Here is a 16,329-nt window from a genome sequence, read left to right as displayed (position 1 = left end):
GTGGATACCCGAAGTGTCGGGTGTCGATCAGCGCTTGCTGAACTGCTTGCGGCGACGCGCGCCGTGCAGACCGACCTTCTTGCGCTCGACCTCGCGGGCGTCGCGGGTGACGTAGCCAGCGTGGCTCAGCACCGGCTTCAGGGCCGCGTCATAGTCGATCAGGGCGCGGGTGATGCCGTGGCGCACCGCGCCAGCCTGGCCCGATTCACCGCCGCCGTGCACATTGACCTGCACGTCGAAGGCTTCGCCGTTCTCGGTCAGCACCAGCGGCTGACGGACGACCATGATGGAGGTCTGACGGCCGAAGTACTTGTCGACGGGCTTGCCGTTGACGACGATCTGGCCGGTGCCCTTCTTCAGGAAGACCCGGGCGACCGACGACTTGCGACGGCCGGTGCCATAGTTCCAGTTACCGATCATTCAACCGCTCCTCAGATTTCCAGGGCCTTGGGGGCCTGGGCGGCGTGCGGGTGCTCGGCACCGGCGTACACCTTCAGCTTCTTGATCATGGCGTAGCCGAGCGGGCCCTTGGGCAGCATGCCCTTGACCGCCTTTTCCAGCGCGCGGCCGGGGTGCTTGGCTTGCATGTCCTTGAACTTCGTGGCGTAGATGCCGCCGGGGAAGCCCGAGTGACGGTAGTAGATCTTGTCGTTGGCCTTGTTGCCGGTGACACGGAGCTTGTCGGCGTTGACGATGACGATGAAGTCACCGGTATCGACGTGAGGCGTGTAAATGGCCTTGTGCTTGCCGCGCAGACGGAGTGCCACTTCGCTGGCGACACGTCCGAGCACCTTATCGGTGGCGTCAATCACAAACCACTCGTGCGTCACCTCGGCCGGCTTGGCGCTGAAGGTCTTCATGAGGGATCTCTTGAGTGAGAAAAAACGGCTGTGAACCGGGCTCCGGGCACCATCGGTGCTGCTTGTTGCAGCCTCTCAGGCCCCCCGGTGTGGCACCGGCCTTTACCCCTGCAACCACCACTCAAGGCACCGCAGTTGTAAAGCTCACCCCAGCCGAAAACGGGCGAAGCCGCGGATCATAACACAGACGCCGGAACCACACCAGGCGGTCATCTGACCGAAAACACCGGGTCTGATCCTCACCAAGAAGAGATGGATCTGTGTACAGTGCGGGTTATCCCTTAGTCACCGGAGCGCCCCACATGAGCGACCCCGTGTTTCCCCCGCCCGAGCCGGCCACCCCGCCAGAGGCCCATGCCCCCAACTTCCGTTGGGTGCCCATCCGCTCGTTGTCCGAGCGGCAGCGGCCGCGCGTGCTGACGCACCTGCTGGGCCTGGAGCCGCACGACCGCTACCTGCGCTTCGGCTATGCCGCCAATGACGCGCAGATCGGCCGCTATGTCGACCTGCTGGATTTCCGCCGCGACGAGGTCTTCGGCATCTTCAACCGCCGCCTGGAGCTGATCGCCATGGCCCACCTGGCCTTCCTGCCCGACGTGCCCGGCGAGCAGCCGATGGCCGAGTTCGGTGTGTCGGTCTCGCCACAGGCCCGTGGCCGCGGCTATGGCGCCCGGCTTTTCGACCACGCGGTGCTGCATTCGCGCAACCGCCACATCGAGACCATGGTCATCCACGCGCTGAGCGAGAACACCGCGATGCTGCGCATTGCCCGCAACGCTGGCGCCACGCTGGAGCGCGAGGGCGGCGAGGCCGAGGCCCGCCTGAAACTGCCCTCCGAGACCGTGGGCTCGCACTTCGAAGAGCTGATCGAGGAACAGGCGGCCGAGCTCGACTACGGCCTGAAGCAGGGCGCCCGCCATGTCGACTCGCTGCTGGGCCTGATCCAGGAGGTCAAGGACGGCATCGGCCGCGTGCGCCGCAGCACCATCGAATAGGCCGTGTCGAGCGGGGCGCGTACCATGCCCCGATGACCGACGCCCCCTACGCCGCGCTGGACCCCGCCGGCATTCTGCAGGCCCTGTTCCTGGCCGGCCTGGAGCCCGACGGCCGGCTGCTGCAGCTCAACTCCTACGAGAACCGCGTCGTCCAGGCCCATCTGGACGACGGCCGCGTCGTCGTCGCCAAGTTCTACCGCCCCGGCCGCTGGAGCGACGCCCAGATCGCCGAAGAACACGCCTTCTGCGCCGAGCTGGCCGAGGCCGACCTGCCGGTGGTGGCGCCGCTGCCGCTGCAGCCACGCGACGGCGTGGCCGACGCGCTGCGCCTGTCCGCCCTGACCCCCACCCTGGCCCACTGGCGCAGCCCCGAGGGCGCCGAATTCCGCCTGGCCGTGACCGAGCGCCGCGTGGGCCGCGCGCCCGAGCTGGAACAGCCCGAGACCCTGGCCTGGCTGGGCCGGCTGATGGGCCGGCTGCATGCCGTGGGCCGCCGCGGCCGCTTCGAGCACCGGCGCCGGCTGGATGTGCAGACCTTTGGCCATGCGCCGCGCCAGCGCCTGATCGACAGCGGCCTGGTCAGCCCTGAGACCGCGGGCCGCTGGATCAACGTCAGCGCCCGGGCGCTGGACCTGGTGGACGCCGCCTTCGATCGTCACGGCCCGCTGGCCACGCTGCGTCTGCATGGCGACTGCCACCCCGGCAACGTGCTGTGGCGCGACGAGGGCGCCTTCGCCGGCCCCAACTTCGTCGACTTCGACGACTGCTGCACCGGTCCGGCCATCCAGGACCTGTGGATGCTGCTGCCCGGTGAGCGCGATGCGGTGCAAGCCGCCCAGTGGCAGTTGCTGGACGCCTACGCCGATTTCACCGACTTCGACGACCGCGAGCTGCTGCTGATCGAGCCGCTGCGCACCCTGCGCATGGTCCACCACAGCGCCTGGATCGCCGAGCGCTGGAACGACCCGGCCTTCCCGGCGGCCTTCCCCTGGTTCGCCTCGCCCAGCTACTGGGCCCAGCAGGCCACCGAGCTGGACGAACAGATCGAGCGCATGCACGGAATCTGAGGGCTGGCGCGCGCCCAGTGACTAGGGATACCGCGCAGCCGGTCTGGCACGCAACATCCGTGTGCCGACACAGCGTCGGCTCAGGCTGCTCCAGCCTTCCGGAGCATCGACACGAGTAACGAGGGACAACCCGCATGAACCACCTGACCCGCATCGCCGCCGCCACCCTGACCGGGCTGGCCTGCCTGGCCGCCCAGGCCCAGACCGACACCTGCACCCAGCTGGCCGGCAAGTCCCAGTGCTTCACCTTCAACTACGGCATGGGCGGCAGCAACAGCTATACCGCCACCTTTGGCGCAGACGGCTCGTTCACCTTCCCGGATGTGGCGGGCACGACCGGCACCTACACCTGCTACGGCAACGGCCTGACCGATGTCAGCTATGCCTACGGCGGCTTCGAGGCCCAGAGCTGGTACGGCGTGGCTGGCCGTCGGGGCAAGACCATGAAGGGCAACGGCAAGGCGCCCGACAGCGGCTACATGTACACCTTCACCAGCGTCGCTGGTGCCTGCGCGCCTGTGGCCAACCGCGCCCCCTCCAGCCGCCAGGACCGCTGAGCCTGCCGAGTGGCCCGGCGCGCCCCAGGGCGCGCCGGGCGCCTGATCAGGCGGCCGCCAGCAGCGCCGTCACGCGCTTCACATAGGCCGCCGGATCGTCCAGCTGTCCGCCATCGGCCAGCACCGCCTGGTCGAACAGGATCTGCGCCAGGTCATCGAAGCGCGGGTCGGTGGCCAGCTGCTTGACCAACGCATGCTCGGGGTTGACCTCGAGGATGGGCAGCGAGGCTGGCGCCGCCTGGCCCGCCTGCTTGAGCATGCGCGCCAGGTGGGCGCTCATGCCGCCCTCGTCGGCCACCACGCAGGCCGGTGAATCCACCAGACGCGAGGTCACCCGCACCTCCTTGGCGCGCGCCTTCAGCGCTTCCTGCAGGCGCTCCAGCGTGGGCTTGAAGGCTTCGGCCGCGGCCTCCACCTGCTTCTTTTCTTCCTCGTCCTGCAGCTCACCCAGGTCCACCGCGCCCTTGGCCACGCTCTGGATGGGGTGGCCATCGAACTCGTAGAGGTGGCTCAGCAGCCACTCGTCCACACGGTCGGTCAGCAGCAGCACCTCGATGCCCTTCTTGCGGAAGACCTCCAGCTGCGGGCTGCTCTTGGCCGCGGCCAGGCTGTCGGCGGTGATCACGTAGATCGCCTTCTGGCCTTCCTTCATGCGGCCCACGTAGTCCGCGAACGACACGCCCTCGTCGGCGTGGGTGGAGGCAAAGCGCAGCAGCTTGGCCAGCCGCTCCTGGTTGGCGAAGTCCTCGCCCACGCCCTCCTTCAACACCGCGCCAAACTCCTTCCAGAACTCGGCGTAACGGGCCTTGTCGTCGGCGCTGTCGCTGTCGGCCAGCGACTCCAGCATGCCCAGCACGCGCTTGGTGCTGCCCTCGCGGATGGCCTTGACGTCGCGGCTTTCCTGCAGCAGCTCGCGGCTGACGTTCAGCGGCAGGTCGGCCGAGTCGATCACGCCCTTCACGAAGCGCAGGTAGGTGGGCATCAGCGCCTCGGCATCGTCCATGATGAAGACGCGCTTGACGTAGAGCTTGACGCCGCCGCGCTTGTCGCGGTTCCACAGGTCCATCGGCGCCTTCTTCGGGATGTAGAGCAGCTGGGTGTACTCGCTGCGGCCTTCCACGCGGTTGTGGGTGTAGGCCAGCGGCGCGTCGCTGTCGTAGCTGATCTGCTTGTAGAAGTCCTGGTACTCGGCGTCGGTGATGTCGCTCTTGGAACGGGTCCACAGCGCAGCGGCCTTGTTGACCGTCTCCCAGTCGTCGCTGACCACCTGCTCGCCCTTCTCGGCGTCCCAGGTTTCCTTCTTCATCAGGATGGGCAGCGAGATGTGGTCGCTGTACTTGCCGATCACCGACTTGAGCTTCCAGGCCGACAGGAACTCGGCCGCGTCCTCGTCGCGCAGGTGCAGGATCACATCGGTGCCGCGCGCGGCGCGCTCGATGGTTTCCAGCTCGAACTCGCCGGTGCCCTCGCTGCTCCAGCGCACGCCCTGGTCGGCCGGCAGGCCGGCGCGGCGGCTTTCCACGGTGATGCGGTCGGCGACGATGAAGCCCGAGTAGAAGCCCACGCCGAACTGGCCGATCAGGTTGGCGTCCTTCTTCTGCTCGCCTTCGAGCTTGGCCATGAATTCGCGCGTGCCGCTGCGGGCGATCGTGCCCAGGTGCGACGCGGCCTCCTCCGCCGACAGGCCGATGCCGTTGTCGCGGATGGTCAGGGTCTTGGCGTCCTTGTCGAAGAACACGCGCACTTCCAGCGTGGGCGCGTCTTCATACAGCGCGGCGTTGTCCAGCGCTTCGAAGCGCAGCTTGTCGCAGGCGTCCGACGCGTTGGAGACCAGCTCGCGCAGGAAGATCTCCTTGTTCGAGTACAGCGAGTGGGTGACGAGGTGCAGGATCTGCTTGACTTCGGCCTGGAACGAATGGGTCTGCTTGCTCATGGTTCTTGCTGTGGTGAGAAGGTGGGGCGGGCGCCTGACGCGCCGTGCGGGGCGCAGGTGGGGCCGCCTGGCCGGGTTTCAAGAGCGACTACGATGTGCCGCCATGAACACCCTGGCCCACCGCATTGTCGACGCCCTGGCGCAGGCCCTGGGCCCCGGCCCCCGCCCGCCGGTGAAGGCCCTGCACCTGCCCCCCACGCCCTGGAATGGCAGCAAGGACGGCGAGTTCGGCGCGCTGGAGCTGGCCGACGGCTCGCTGGGCCTGGCCTACCTGCTGCTGGACGACGCGCTGGCCCGGCTGGCCGGCGGCGAGGCCGGCGAAGCCCTGGCCGGTGCCGACCCGCTGGACATCGCCCGCTGGTGGGTCGAGCGCGACGGCGCCGCCCGCACACTGGGCTTTGCCGCCGTCAACGCCCTCACCCGCCACCTGTTCGACCGCCACGGCTGGGTGCCGCCAGAGGCGCCCGACTCCATCGCCGGGCTGGATCCGCAGCCCGGCGAGTCCATCGGCATGGTGGGCTACTTCCCGCCGCTGCTGAAACAGGTGACCGCCCGCGGCGCGCGGCTGACCGTGCTGGAGCTGCGCGCTGACCTGGTGGGCGAGGCCAACGGCGTGCGCGTGACCCTGGACCCCGCCGAGCTGGCCGGCTGCGCCAAGGTGCTGGCCACCAGCACCACGCTGCTCAACCACAGCCTGGAGGGCGTGCTGGCCGCCTGCCGTGGCGCGCAGCAGGTGGCGCTGATCGGCCCCGGCGCGGGCCTGTGGCCGGCGCCGCTGTTCGCCGCCGGCGTGACCGCACTGGGCGGCAGCTGGATCGTCGACGGACCCGGCTTTGCCGCCGCGCTGCGCCGCGGCGAGCCCTGGGGCACCCACGCCCGCAAGACCCTGCTGGACGCGGCCACCTGGGCCCGCTGGACGCACGTACCATCGCCCCGATGAGTGCCCCCGACCCCGAACAGGTACGCGCCCAGACCCTGGACTGGCTGGACCAGGCCGTGATCGGCCTGAACCTGTGCCCCTTTGCCAAGAGCGTGCGCGTCAAGGGCCAGGTGCGCACCGTCATCTCTGACGCCCAGGACACCGACACCCTGCTGACCAAGCTGCTGGCCGAGCTGCAACACCTGGCCACGGTGGACCCCGAGCAGACCGACACCACGCTGCTGGTGCACCCACGCGTGCTGACCGACTTCCTGGACTTCAACGACTTCCTGGATGTGGCCGACATGGCCTTGCGCCAGCTGCGCCTGGACGGCACGCTGCAGATCGCCAGCTTCCACCCGCAGTTCCAGTTCGCCGGTACCGAGGCCGGCGACATCTCCAACTACACCAACCGCTCGCCCTGGCCCACGCTGCACCTGATCCGCGAGAGCAGCATCGACCGCGCGGTGGCCGCCTTCCCCGAGGCCGAGGCCATCTACGAGCGCAACATCGAGACGCTGGAACGCCTGGGCCTGGACGGCTGGCAGCGTCTCTTTCCTGACTTCCCCACCCCGAACAAGCCATGAAGAAGTTGCTGTGGCGCGGCCTGCTGGGCCTGCTGATCCTGGTCGTACTGGCGGTGGGCTTCGCCGTGTGGTTCATGCTGCAGCGCCTGCCGCAGCGCGAGGGCACGCTGCCTCTGAGCGGCCTGAGCGCCGAGGTCACGGTGCGCTACGACGAGTGGGGCGTGCCCCACCTCCAAGCCGCCAACGAGGCCGACCTGTACCGCGCGCTGGGCTGGGTGCATGCCCAGGACCGGCTGTTCCAGATGGAGATGATGCGCCGCCTGGCCCGCGGCGAGCTGGCCGAGATCCTGGGCCCCAAGCTGCTGCCCACCGACCGCCTGTTCCGCAGCCTGGGCCTGCGCCAGCGCGCCGACGAGCAGACCGCCGCGCTGGACATGAGCCGCCCCGCCCACCAGGCGCTGCGGGCCTACCTGGACGGCATCAACCAGTACCAGGCCACCCGGCCGCTGCCGCTGGAGTTTGCGCTGCTGGGCATCCCGCGGCGCGACTTCACGCCCGCCGACACCTACGCCGTGGCCGGCTACATGGCCTATAGCTTTGCCGCCGCCTTCCGCACCGAGCCCATCCTCAGCCGCATCCGCGACCAGCTGGGCCCCGAGTACCTGAAGATCTTCGACCTGGACTGGCACCCCGAAGGCGCCGCCGACCACGGCGCCCGCCTCACCCAGGCCGACTGGCAGGGCCTGACGAAGCTGGCCCTGCTGAGCCAGGACGCCGTGCAGCAGGCCGCGCTGCCGCTGCTGGAGGGCAGCAACGCCTGGGTGCTGTCGGGTGCGCGCACCGCCAGCGGCAAGCCGCTGCTGGCCGGTGACCCGCACATCAGCTTTGCCGTGCCGGCCGTCTGGTACGAGGCGCACCTGAAAGCGCCGGGCTTCGAGCTCTACGGCCACTTCCAGGCCCTCAGCCCCGCCGCGCTGCTGGGCCACAACCAGCGCTTCGGCTGGAGCCTGACGATGTTCCAGAACGACGACATCGACCTGATCGCCGAGCACACCGACGCCGATCACCCCGGCCAGGTGCTGGTCAAGGGCCAATGGGTGCCGCTGACATCGCGCGAGGAAACCATCGCCGTGAAGGGCGCGCCGGCCGAGCGCATCGTGCTGCAGCGCTCACCGCACGGCGCCATCATCAACACCGTGCTGGGCCCCGACGCCGGCCCCACACCGATCGCGATGTGGTGGACGTTGATGGACAGCGACAACCCGGTGCTGGAAGCGTTCTACAACCTGAACCGCGCCGACACGCTGGCCGCCGCGCGCAGCGCCGTCAAAGGCATCCACGCGCCCGGCCTGAACGTGCTGTGGGCCAACACCAGCGGCGACATCGCCTGGTGGGCCGCCGCCCGCCTGCCGCAGCGCCCCGCCGGCGTACACCCCAGCTTCCTACTCGACGGCCGCACGGCCGACGCCGACAAGCCCGGCTGGCTGCCCTTCGAGCGCAACCCGCAGGAAGAGAACCCTGCGCGCGGCTGGATCATGTCGGCCAACCACCAGCCCGCCAGCGCCGAGCCCGTGCCCGGCTACTACAACCCCTGGGACCGCGCGCTGCGCCTGCAGCAGCAGCTGCAGGCCACCCCCAGCGGCTGGACAGTGGAGCGCGCCCGCGCGCTGCAGCTGGACGTGCAGACGAACTTCGGCCCGCGCACCCTGGCCCCGGTGCTGGCCGAGCTGCGCGCCGCCGCCGCCAATGACGAGGAACGCCGCCTGATCGACCAGCTTGCCGCCTGGCAGGGCGACCACCGCACCGACCAGATCGCGCCCACGCTGTTCTGGCAATGGCTGAGCGAGCTGACCCGCCAGGCCATGGGCGACGAGCTGGGCGATGAGCCGGGCAGCAGCGGTGTGGAGGCGCTGCGCCGCACCCGCGCCATTGAACAGGCCCTGCCCCGCCTGCTGGCCGACCCCGCCTCACCCTGGTGGGACCGGCGCGACACCGCCGACAAGCAAGAGACCCGCGCCACCATCGTGGCCGCCGCCTGGCAGGCCGCGCTGCAGCACCTGCGCAGCCTGTACGGCAACGACCCCGCCAGCTGGACCTGGGGCCGCGCCCACACCATCACCCACGTCCACCCGCTGGGCCGCCAGGCCCCGCTGGACAAGGTCTTCAACGTCGGCCCCTGGCCCGCCCCCGGCGCCCGCGAAGTGCCCAACAACCTGGCCCAGCCCTTCGGCCCCGCCCCCTGGGCCGTGACCTACGGCCCCAGCACGCGCCGCGTCATCGACTTCGCCCAGCCCGACCAGGCCCAGGGCAGCAACCCGGTGGGCCAAAGCGGCGTGTGGGGCGATCCGCACTACCGCGACCAGGCGGAGCTGTGGTTGAGGGGCGATGTGAGGACGGAGTACCTGAGCGACGCCGATGTGGGGGCGCATGTAAAGCAGACGCTCAGCCTGAGGCCGTAGAGGCAGCGACTGCTGCGGCTGATGGACAGCGGTGCCGCGGTCCTCCTGCGTCGACCCGGGCGCTGCAGGCCCGCGTCCTCAGCCGCGGAGCCAGGCCGGCCACATTCGCCTGCGCAGGCTCACGCCGTCCAGCGTCAAACCACTGCTGTCCCAGGCCATGGCCCACGGGTAGCCGCCACACTGGCCCCCCGTGATGCGCCATGGACGGGCGTCGGCACCTGACATCTCGCGCACACGCAGTGCCCCGCCTTCCTGGGGCTGCAGGCGCACCCGCGTGAGCCCCAGTGCGAGGCCGCGGCCATCGGCCTTCATCACCGCCTCCTTGTGTGTCCAGAGCCGAAGGAAGGCACGCGCCTGTGCCGGCACCGGATGTCCCAGCAACCATCGGCGCTCGCAGTCATCCAGGTAGCGCAGGCGCGCCGCGGGCGACGGCAGGCGACGGTGCGGGCACTCGAGGTCAATTCCCAGCGCGGCCGTCGGCGCCAGCACGCAGGCCACACGGTCCACCGCATGGCTGATGCTGACGTGCAGATCGGGCAGTGCCGGCAGCCGCGGCCGGCCCATCGGATCGGGCCGCACGGCCAGGTCAGCGGCGCGCCAGCCGCTGCGCTCGGCGGCCAGGTGCTTGACCAGCAGCCGACCCGCCAGGTGCAGCAGCTGCGCCCGGGGCTGGGTGAGCGCGGCCAGCTGACGACGTTCCTGCGCGTCGAACAGCTCCAACCACCGCTCAGCGGGAGGCGCCCGGGTCGGCAGAGCCAGGATGTGCACCTGGAGTTGCAACTCAGTCCTCGTGGTAGATGCCGGCGATGTGGTCCCAGCGGGGCGGCGGCTGCAGTTCACGCTGATCGATGCTGGCGATCGGTGCGCAGCCCAGGCTGTTGCAGATGAACGCGCTGTCGGCATCGACCAGCCGCGCGGAGGGCAGCGCGGTGTCGCGGGCCTGCAGTCGGGCGATCAGTCGCCGGCGCGCCAGCCCCGGCAGCACCCCGCTGTTCAGCCATGGCGTGTACCAGCTGCCGTCGATGTGCAGGAACACATTGCCCACCGTGGCACAGGCCAATCGACCGCGGGTGTCGCACAGCAGGGCGTCCGTGGCGCCGCGGTCCAGCGCCTCCTGTCGGGCCAGGAGCTGGTCGCCGTAAGCCAGCGACTTGATGCCACTCAGCGGCGATCGTTCGTTGCGGCAGGTCTGCCGTGCCAGCACCACATGCTGGACCGGATTGGCGCTCCAGGGGGACAGCCCCATCAGCAAGGTGGGGCGCACCGGCTCACAGGGGTGCCACAGGCCGCGTGTGGCGGCCGGTCCGCGGGTCAGCGTGATGCGCGCGACGCAGCGGTGGCCGACCTCGGCGCGCGACAACAGCGCCGCCAGGCCGCGGCCGATGGCATCGTCGCACCAGGGCAGCGGCAGGCGCAGCCGCTGTGCCCCCTGCCGCAGGCGGGCCAGGTGGTCGCCCAGCCACAGCGGGCGGCCATCCTGCACCAGCAGGGTCTCGAACACGCCATCGGCCAGGTTCAGGCCGCGGTCGCTCACGCTGATCAGCGCCGTGGCGCGGGCCATGATCTGGTCGTTGAGCCAGACCTCCTCGTCCAACGGCAGGCCATGCGGCGGCACGGCCTGCGGGCGGGTCTCGACAAGAACGCTCACAACGGGACTCCTCGGCACACCGGCCACCCCATGCCGAGCCCGGCCCAGGCTGCGCGCCGGCTCATGCGGGCTCCGCCGCCAGCGCCGCCGGTGCGGCCTCGGCGAGTGCCTGGCGCACCGGTGTGGCGGCGTGGATCGCTGCCATCGTGGCCTGCGCCTTGAGCAGCATCTCGGCGAACTCGCCCTCGGGCGTCGAGTTGGCCACCACCCCGCCACCGACGCCGAAGCTCAGCTCGCCACCGGCGCTGACGATCGTGCGGATGACGATGCTCAGGTCGGCCGCGCCGTCGTGGCCCAGCCACCCGAGCGCACCGGAGTAGACGCCGCGCGGACGCTGCTCCAGTTCGTCGATCAGCTGCAGCGTGCGCTCCTTGGGCGCGCCGGTCATCGAGCCGCCGGGGAAGGTGGCGCGCACTGCGTCGATCACGCTGAGGCCGTCCCGCAGTTGCCCCTGCACGGTGCTGACCAGTTGGTGCACGGTCTTGAATGACTCGATGCCGAACAGCTTGGGCACCACCACACTGCCGGGTTGACACACGCGCGAGAGGTCATTGCGCAGCAGGTCGACGATCATCACGTTCTCGGCACGGTCCTTGATGCTGGTGCGCAGCGTCTCGGCCAGGCGCGCATCGGCCTCGGCGTCCGGCGCGCGGCGGATCGTGCCCTTGATCGGCTTGGTCTGGACCAGGCCCTGCGCGTCCACACTCAGAAAGCGCTCCGGCGAGGCGCTCAGCACTGCGCCACCGGGCCAGCGCACGAAGGCGGCAAAGGGCGCCGGATTCACCCGCCGCAGCGTGGTGTAGAGCTGCCAGGGGTCGAGGTCGCTGCGGCAGCGGATCTCGTTGGTCAGGCAGACCTGGTAGGTCTCGCCCTGGCCGATCCAGTCGAGGCAGCGTGTCACGTCGGCGAGGTAGGTGGCCTCGTCGCGGTCGAGCACGAACTCGGGCATCGCGCCGCGCGGCGTCGGCGCCTGCATCGAGGCGGGCGGCTGTCCCGCCAGCCCGTCGAGCAGCGCGCTGGTCTGCGCCAGCCAGGCGTTGGCGCGGGCGGCCTGCCCGGGGGTGTCGATCGCCACGAGGTAGCTGCGGCGGTTCAGGTGGTCGATGGCCAGGTAGCGGTCGACCTGCACAAACAGCGCATCGGGCGTCGCGGCGCGCTGCGGGCTGGGCGGCAAGCCGCCGGGGCGCAGCTCGTAGCCGAACCAGCCCACATGCCCGCCCTGGAAGGGACAGGGCGGCGGCGTGTCCACCGGCACGCGCAGGCGCGCGTCGAGGTGCGCGAAGATGTCCTGGTCGAGCCGCTGGCGGCCATCGGGCGAGTCGATCTCCAGCACCTGGCCAGCGCAGCGGTAGCTCAGCAGCGCGGCGTTCGGGCCGCGCGCATCGCCCAGGTAGCTCCAGCGCGATGGACCCGGGCCGACCAGGCCGCCGTCGAGCCAGAAGGCGGTGGGCGCGTCTGCGTACAGCAGCCGGAAGGCCGCCTCGGCATCCAGGCCGGCCGGACCCTCGCACCAGAAGGCGCGCCGGCGGCCTTCGTCCGGCGCCGCAGGCGCTGCCCGCTGCGCCTGGTGGGCCAGGGTCAGGCGACGGAAGTTCTCAAGCAGTTCACGTCCCCCCTCGCTGATGATCGACTCGGGGTGGAACTGCACGCCCCACTGGGGCTTGTGGCGGTGCTCGAACGCCATCAGCAGCCCGTCCTCGGTCCAGGCGGTCTCGACCAGATCCGGCGGCAGCGGGCGCTCCAGGATCAGCGAGTGGTAGCGCGCCACCTCCAGCTGCTGAGGCAGACCCTCGAACAGGCCCTGGCCACTGTGCCGCAGCCGGGCGGTCTTGCCGTGCACCGGCTCGGGGGCCCGGGTGACGCGGCCGCCAGCCTGCGAGCCGGCACCCTGGTGTCCCAGGCACACGCCCAGCACCGGTACCTGGCTGTGCCGCAGCACATCGCGACAGACGCCGAAGTCGGCGGGCACGTCCGGGTGCCCGGGGCCGGGCGACAACACAATGTTGTCGAACGACAGGCGCTGCAACTGCTCCCAGCTGCATTCGTCGTTGCGCACGACGATCGGCGGCGCGCCGTTGACGATCTCCAGCAGGTGCACCAGGTTGAAGGTGAACGAGTCGTGGTTGTCGATGACGAGGCTGATGGTCATGGGGGTCCTCCCTGGGTTCGTCGACGGCCGGTGGCTCAGTCGACAATGAGCTTGTTGGGGCCGTAGGCTCGGCCAAAGATCAGCAGGCTGCGGGCGACGAAGGCGCCGGCGAACACACCGAAGCCCAGGCCGATCAGTGCTGCATAGGACAGTTGCTCGGCCAACTCGGGATGCCGCACCAGGCTGCCCGTAGCGAAGAAGCGCAGCGCGAACAGTCCCATCAGCAAGGCCAGAGGCAGCCAGCTGCCCGGGATCAGAAAGACCTCCTGCGATGCAGAGAATGACGCCTGCGCGCTGAAACTGATCAGTCGGCGCTTGGCGACCAGCAGTGACAGGCCAAGCCCCCAGGCGGCCAGTGCCGCCAGGTTCCAGCCGAACAGCTGGACGATGGCGCTCAGCGACACCAGTGTGATGACCAGCGGCATGGTCAGCACCTTGCCGCGCGAGGCCCTGCTCGGGCGGGCCTGGAGCAGGCCCAGGATCACCAGCCCGACGAGGATGGCGAAGACCCAGTACGGAACGTTGGACATGTGTTTCCTCCCCTGTGTATGCAGCGCCCGGGGGGACGTGGTCCCCCCCGGAGCGCCGGCTTACTTGAGCTTGATGTTGATCGTGGCGCCGCCGGCGGGCAGTGCGAAGGCCGCGTCCTTGTAGTCGGGCGGGCCGAACTTGGCCGGCTGGCCGGAGAACGCATAGGGCTCGGTCGGGATACCCACCAGGTTGCGCGCCAGCTTGCCGTCGCCATCCTTGTCGTGGAAGGCCAGCAGCGCGTACTCGCCGGCCGGCAGGTTGCTGAAGACCGCCGACAGTTGCCCTTGCGCGTTCTGCTTGGAGGCCGGCACCATCACCTGCGCCTTGGGCGTCTTGCGGAAGGTGTCGGCACTGGCGAACAGGTTGACGACGAGTTGGCCGGCCTGGCCGTCCAGAGTCTCGACGTTGACGACGAGGTCTCCGGCCATGGCGGTGGTGGAGGCGATGGCGAGCATGGCAATGACTCCCTTGGTGGTGATGGCGGCGGTGCGCCCGGTGCGGTGGAACATGAGGTCCTCTCTGAGGGTGTGATCAGCCTGATGGACGTGCCATGGAGACGGGCTGGAACATCTCCTGGCGATACTTGCCTGGCGTGGCTGGCGGCCCATCGCCCCGGCCACGGGCGTCGTCCTGCGCCCTGGTGCCATTCAGAAGTAGCCGGTCCAGGTGAACTGCCAGGCGCGCCGGTCGGGGGCCGCGCCGTAGTTGGTCGTCGGGCCGCCACGTGTGGCCTGGGCCTGCAGCGCCAGGTCCACCTGGCCGCTCCAGCGGTAGCGCAGCTCGCCCCACAGGAAGGCGCTGCGGTCGGCCTGGTCACGGCGGGCGATCAGCGTCAGGCCAAGACCGGGCGTCAGCACGTCGCTGGCAGTGACGCGCAGGAACCAGCCGCTGCGCGTGACCAGCTCCTGGCGCTGCTGCGCCCATTGGCGGTATCGGCCGTACCCCAGGCCCGGCGCCGCACGCAGAGCCGCCCACTCGGCGCTGTCGGGCGCCGCGTTGTCGCGGTCGTATTCGAGCGTGATGCCGACCTGCTGTGCCGTGGTGTAGGTCCAGCCGAGCGAGAACTGCTGGTGAAACGACGGTGTGCCGGCGAGCCCTGCGGCCTGGTCCAGCGCGGCGGCGACGCGGCTGCCGCTCCAGTCCAGGTAGGCCACGCTGGCCTCGCCGACCACCGTGCTCAGGCCCAGGCCCAGACGCAGCGGCCGGCCGGCCTCATGCAGCAGCGAGGCCTGCGGCCGCAGGCCCTGGCCCAGGTCGTGCGTCCAGCGCACCAGCAGCCGCTCGCTGGCGTTGGTGCGGCCCCAGTCGGGGTCGAGCACCGCTTCGCTGGCGCCACCGCCGATGCGCGGCACATAGGCCAGCTCCAGCGCGTCCTGCGGCCACACCTGCTGCAGCCGCAGCGCCACGCTGCCCAGGCGTTCGCTCTTGAGCTGCGTCGGGTCGCCGGGCACCTGGAAACGCACCGCGCTGGCGCGGAAGTAGTCCACCGGGCTGTAGCCCTGGGCCAGGCCGCCGCGCAGGTTGATGCGGCCGAACTCCCAGCTGGCCTGGTCGTCGGGCGCATAGCCGACATAGGCCTCGCGCAGCGAATGGACGCTGGCGTCCTGCGCCGGGCGGTCGGCGCGGGAAAGGTCGAGGCGGTCGTCGAGCACGCCGCGCCAGCCGTCGCCCAGTGAGCGGTCATGGCGGGCGACCAGCGACACGCGGCTGCCATGGTGGTGGCCGCCGTCGGGTGAACGCTGCCAGCCCTGGGCCAGCTCCAGCCGTCCCTGCCATGAGGGCGTGCCTGAACCGGTGGCCAGTGCAGGCGCCTGATCGGCCAGGTCCAGCGCGGCGGCCTCGTCCAGTGCCCGCGCCGGGCCTTGGGCCAGCGACAGCAGCATCAGCATGAACAGGGCGCGCATCAGTTCACCTTCACCCTGGCCAGGTACTCGGGGCGCAGCCAGCTGTCGGGAACGTCGAACCAGGCGTGGTCGCCGAAGCGCATCACCGTCACCCAGTTCGGCTGCAGGCCGTCGATGATGACCATCTCGGTCGGCCGTGGGCTGCCCAGGACCGGCTTGTACTTGCGGTAGAAGGCGGTCTTCAGCAGGTGCCCGCTCTCGGAATGGAAGTAGGCCTTGATCGGTGCGTGGCTGGCGTTGACCCACAGGTCGATGCGCTTGTAAGTGGCCTCCTGCACCTTGGCCGAGAGCGACAGGTGCATGCACTTGCAGGTCTGGCGGTCGCCGTCGAGGATGTCCTCCGGACCCTTGATCTCGGCCTGGTATTCCTGCGACCAGTTGGTTGTCACCACGTCGCCGTTGGAGACCTGACCCAACAGACGCTGCTGCGGCGCGATGCGCACCTGCGCCTTGCTGGTCGGGTCGTAGAACCACAGGTCCTTGCCGGACTTGAGCATCAGCTTGTTGAGATCGCGCTCGGGTGCGACGAAACGCACCAGATTGGCGTACTGGCGCTCGCCCGGCAGCAGGCGCGAGAAGACGTCCATGCCGTTCTGCGCGGTCTGGCGGCCGTCGCGGTACTCGGTCAGCGTGACGCGCAGACGGAACGGCTTGTCGGGGTTGCGCACGGCGTCGCTGGCCTCGAGGATGCGGCTGGCCTCGTCGGCTGCCGTCGCCAGCGATGCGGCGCCCGCCAGGGCCAGGGCCAGGGCCAGGAGGATTCGGAGGAGTTTCATCGAG

At 70.1% G+C, this 16,329-nt stretch carries 16 protein-coding genes; 6 read left to right on the top strand and 10 right to left on the bottom strand.

Annotation, left to right across the window (positions count from 1 at the left end; translation table 11 throughout):
• Positions 1–27: 27 nt before the first annotated feature.
• Both rpsI and rplM read right to left on the bottom strand, forming a co-directional pair.
• Entirely contained in the window at positions 28–420 is a 393-nt protein-coding gene (gene rpsI, locus KAK06_RS03325) for a 30S ribosomal protein S9 (protein WP_210800382.1), read from the bottom strand.
• Between the two features lie 11 nt (positions 421–431).
• Entirely contained in the window at positions 432–860 is a 429-nt protein-coding gene (rplM, locus tag KAK06_RS03320) for a 50S ribosomal protein L13 (RefSeq protein WP_210800381.1), read from the bottom strand.
• A 302-nt stretch (positions 861–1,162) separates the two neighbouring features.
• On the opposite strand from rplM, the gene KAK06_RS03315 reads away from it, so the two are divergent.
• The 3 genes from KAK06_RS03315 (at position 1,163) to KAK06_RS03305 (ending at position 3,479) form a co-directional block, all read left to right on the top strand.
• Positions 1,163–1,855 (top strand): GNAT family N-acetyltransferase, encoded by a 693-nt coding sequence (locus KAK06_RS03315; RefSeq protein WP_210800380.1) that lies wholly within the window; start codon positions 1,163–1,165, stop codon positions 1,853–1,855.
• A gap of 32 nt (positions 1,856–1,887) precedes the next feature.
• Positions 1,888–2,922 (top strand): serine/threonine protein kinase, encoded by a 1,035-nt coding sequence (locus KAK06_RS03310; RefSeq protein WP_210800379.1) that lies wholly within the window; start codon positions 1,888–1,890, stop codon positions 2,920–2,922.
• Positions 2,923–3,056: 134 nt separating this feature from the next.
• The gene (locus KAK06_RS03305; RefSeq protein WP_210800378.1) at positions 3,057–3,479 is read left to right on the top strand and encodes a hypothetical protein; all 423 of its coding nucleotides are present in this window, start codon (positions 3,057–3,059) and stop codon (positions 3,477–3,479) included.
• A gap of 46 nt (positions 3,480–3,525) precedes the next feature.
• Here KAK06_RS03305 and htpG read toward each other — a convergent pair whose 3' ends face one another.
• Positions 3,526–5,412, bottom strand: a complete 1,887-nt coding sequence (gene htpG, locus KAK06_RS03300; protein WP_210800377.1) for a molecular chaperone HtpG — start codon at positions 5,410–5,412, stop codon at positions 3,526–3,528.
• Between the two features lie 103 nt (positions 5,413–5,515).
• Between htpG and KAK06_RS03295 the strand changes: the two genes are divergently transcribed.
• Genes KAK06_RS03295 through KAK06_RS03285 form a run of 3 tightly spaced genes read left to right on the top strand, consistent with a single transcriptional unit; the run spans position 5,516 to position 9,317 of the window.
• Positions 5,516–6,352, top strand: coding sequence for a Rossmann-like domain-containing protein (locus KAK06_RS03295; protein WP_210800376.1), 837 nt, complete (start codon positions 5,516–5,518; stop codon positions 6,350–6,352).
• Positions 6,349–6,918, top strand: a complete 570-nt coding sequence (locus KAK06_RS03290) for a DUF1415 domain-containing protein (protein WP_210800375.1) — start codon at positions 6,349–6,351, stop codon at positions 6,916–6,918. Before KAK06_RS03295 ends, KAK06_RS03290 begins: the two co-directional genes overlap by 4 nt.
• Positions 6,915–9,317 (top strand): penicillin acylase family protein, encoded by a 2,403-nt coding sequence (locus tag KAK06_RS03285; RefSeq protein ID WP_210800374.1) that lies wholly within the window; start codon positions 6,915–6,917, stop codon positions 9,315–9,317. The genes KAK06_RS03290 and KAK06_RS03285 overlap by 4 nt, the downstream gene beginning before the upstream one ends.
• A 78-nt stretch (positions 9,318–9,395) precedes the next feature.
• Here KAK06_RS03285 and KAK06_RS03280 read toward each other — a convergent pair whose 3' ends face one another.
• The 7 genes from KAK06_RS03280 to KAK06_RS03250 form a co-directional block, all read right to left on the bottom strand.
• Entirely contained in the window at positions 9,396–10,037 is a 642-nt protein-coding gene (locus tag KAK06_RS03280) for a 4'-phosphopantetheinyl transferase family protein (RefSeq protein ID WP_210800373.1), read from the bottom strand.
• Positions 10,038–10,098: 61 nt separating this feature from the next.
• Positions 10,099–10,965 (bottom strand): aminotransferase class IV, encoded by an 867-nt coding sequence (locus KAK06_RS03275; RefSeq protein ID WP_210800372.1) that lies wholly within the window; start codon positions 10,963–10,965, stop codon positions 10,099–10,101.
• 61 nt (positions 10,966–11,026) lie between these two features.
• Positions 11,027–13,114: an aminodeoxychorismate synthase component I gene (gene pabB, locus KAK06_RS03270; protein WP_210800371.1), complete on the bottom strand. Its 2,088-nt coding sequence runs from the start codon at positions 13,112–13,114 to the stop codon at positions 11,027–11,029.
• Between the two features lie 35 nt (positions 13,115–13,149).
• Entirely contained in the window at positions 13,150–13,644 is a 495-nt protein-coding gene (locus KAK06_RS03265) for a DUF6622 family protein (RefSeq protein ID WP_210800370.1), read from the bottom strand.
• Positions 13,645–13,704: 60 nt separating this feature from the next.
• On the bottom strand, positions 13,705–14,154 hold the full coding sequence (locus KAK06_RS03260; RefSeq protein ID WP_210800369.1) for a DUF2141 domain-containing protein: 450 nt from the start codon (positions 14,152–14,154) through the stop codon (positions 13,705–13,707).
• A gap of 138 nt (positions 14,155–14,292) precedes the next feature.
• Positions 14,293–15,549 (bottom strand): hypothetical protein, encoded by a 1,257-nt coding sequence (locus tag KAK06_RS03255; RefSeq protein ID WP_210800368.1) that lies wholly within the window; start codon positions 15,547–15,549, stop codon positions 14,293–14,295.
• Complete coding sequence (locus tag KAK06_RS03250; RefSeq protein WP_210800367.1) at positions 15,549–16,325, bottom strand: outer membrane lipoprotein-sorting protein; 777 nt, start codon at positions 16,323–16,325, stop codon at positions 15,549–15,551. The genes KAK06_RS03255 and KAK06_RS03250 overlap by 1 nt, the downstream gene beginning before the upstream one ends.
• Positions 16,326–16,329 lie beyond the last annotated feature (4 nt).

The organism is Ideonella aquatica, from assembly GCF_018069755.1.
GTDB classification, from domain to species: Bacteria; Pseudomonadota; Gammaproteobacteria; order Burkholderiales; family Burkholderiaceae_C; genus Ideonella; species Ideonella aquatica.
This window is presented reverse-complemented; position numbering and strand designations above follow the sequence as displayed.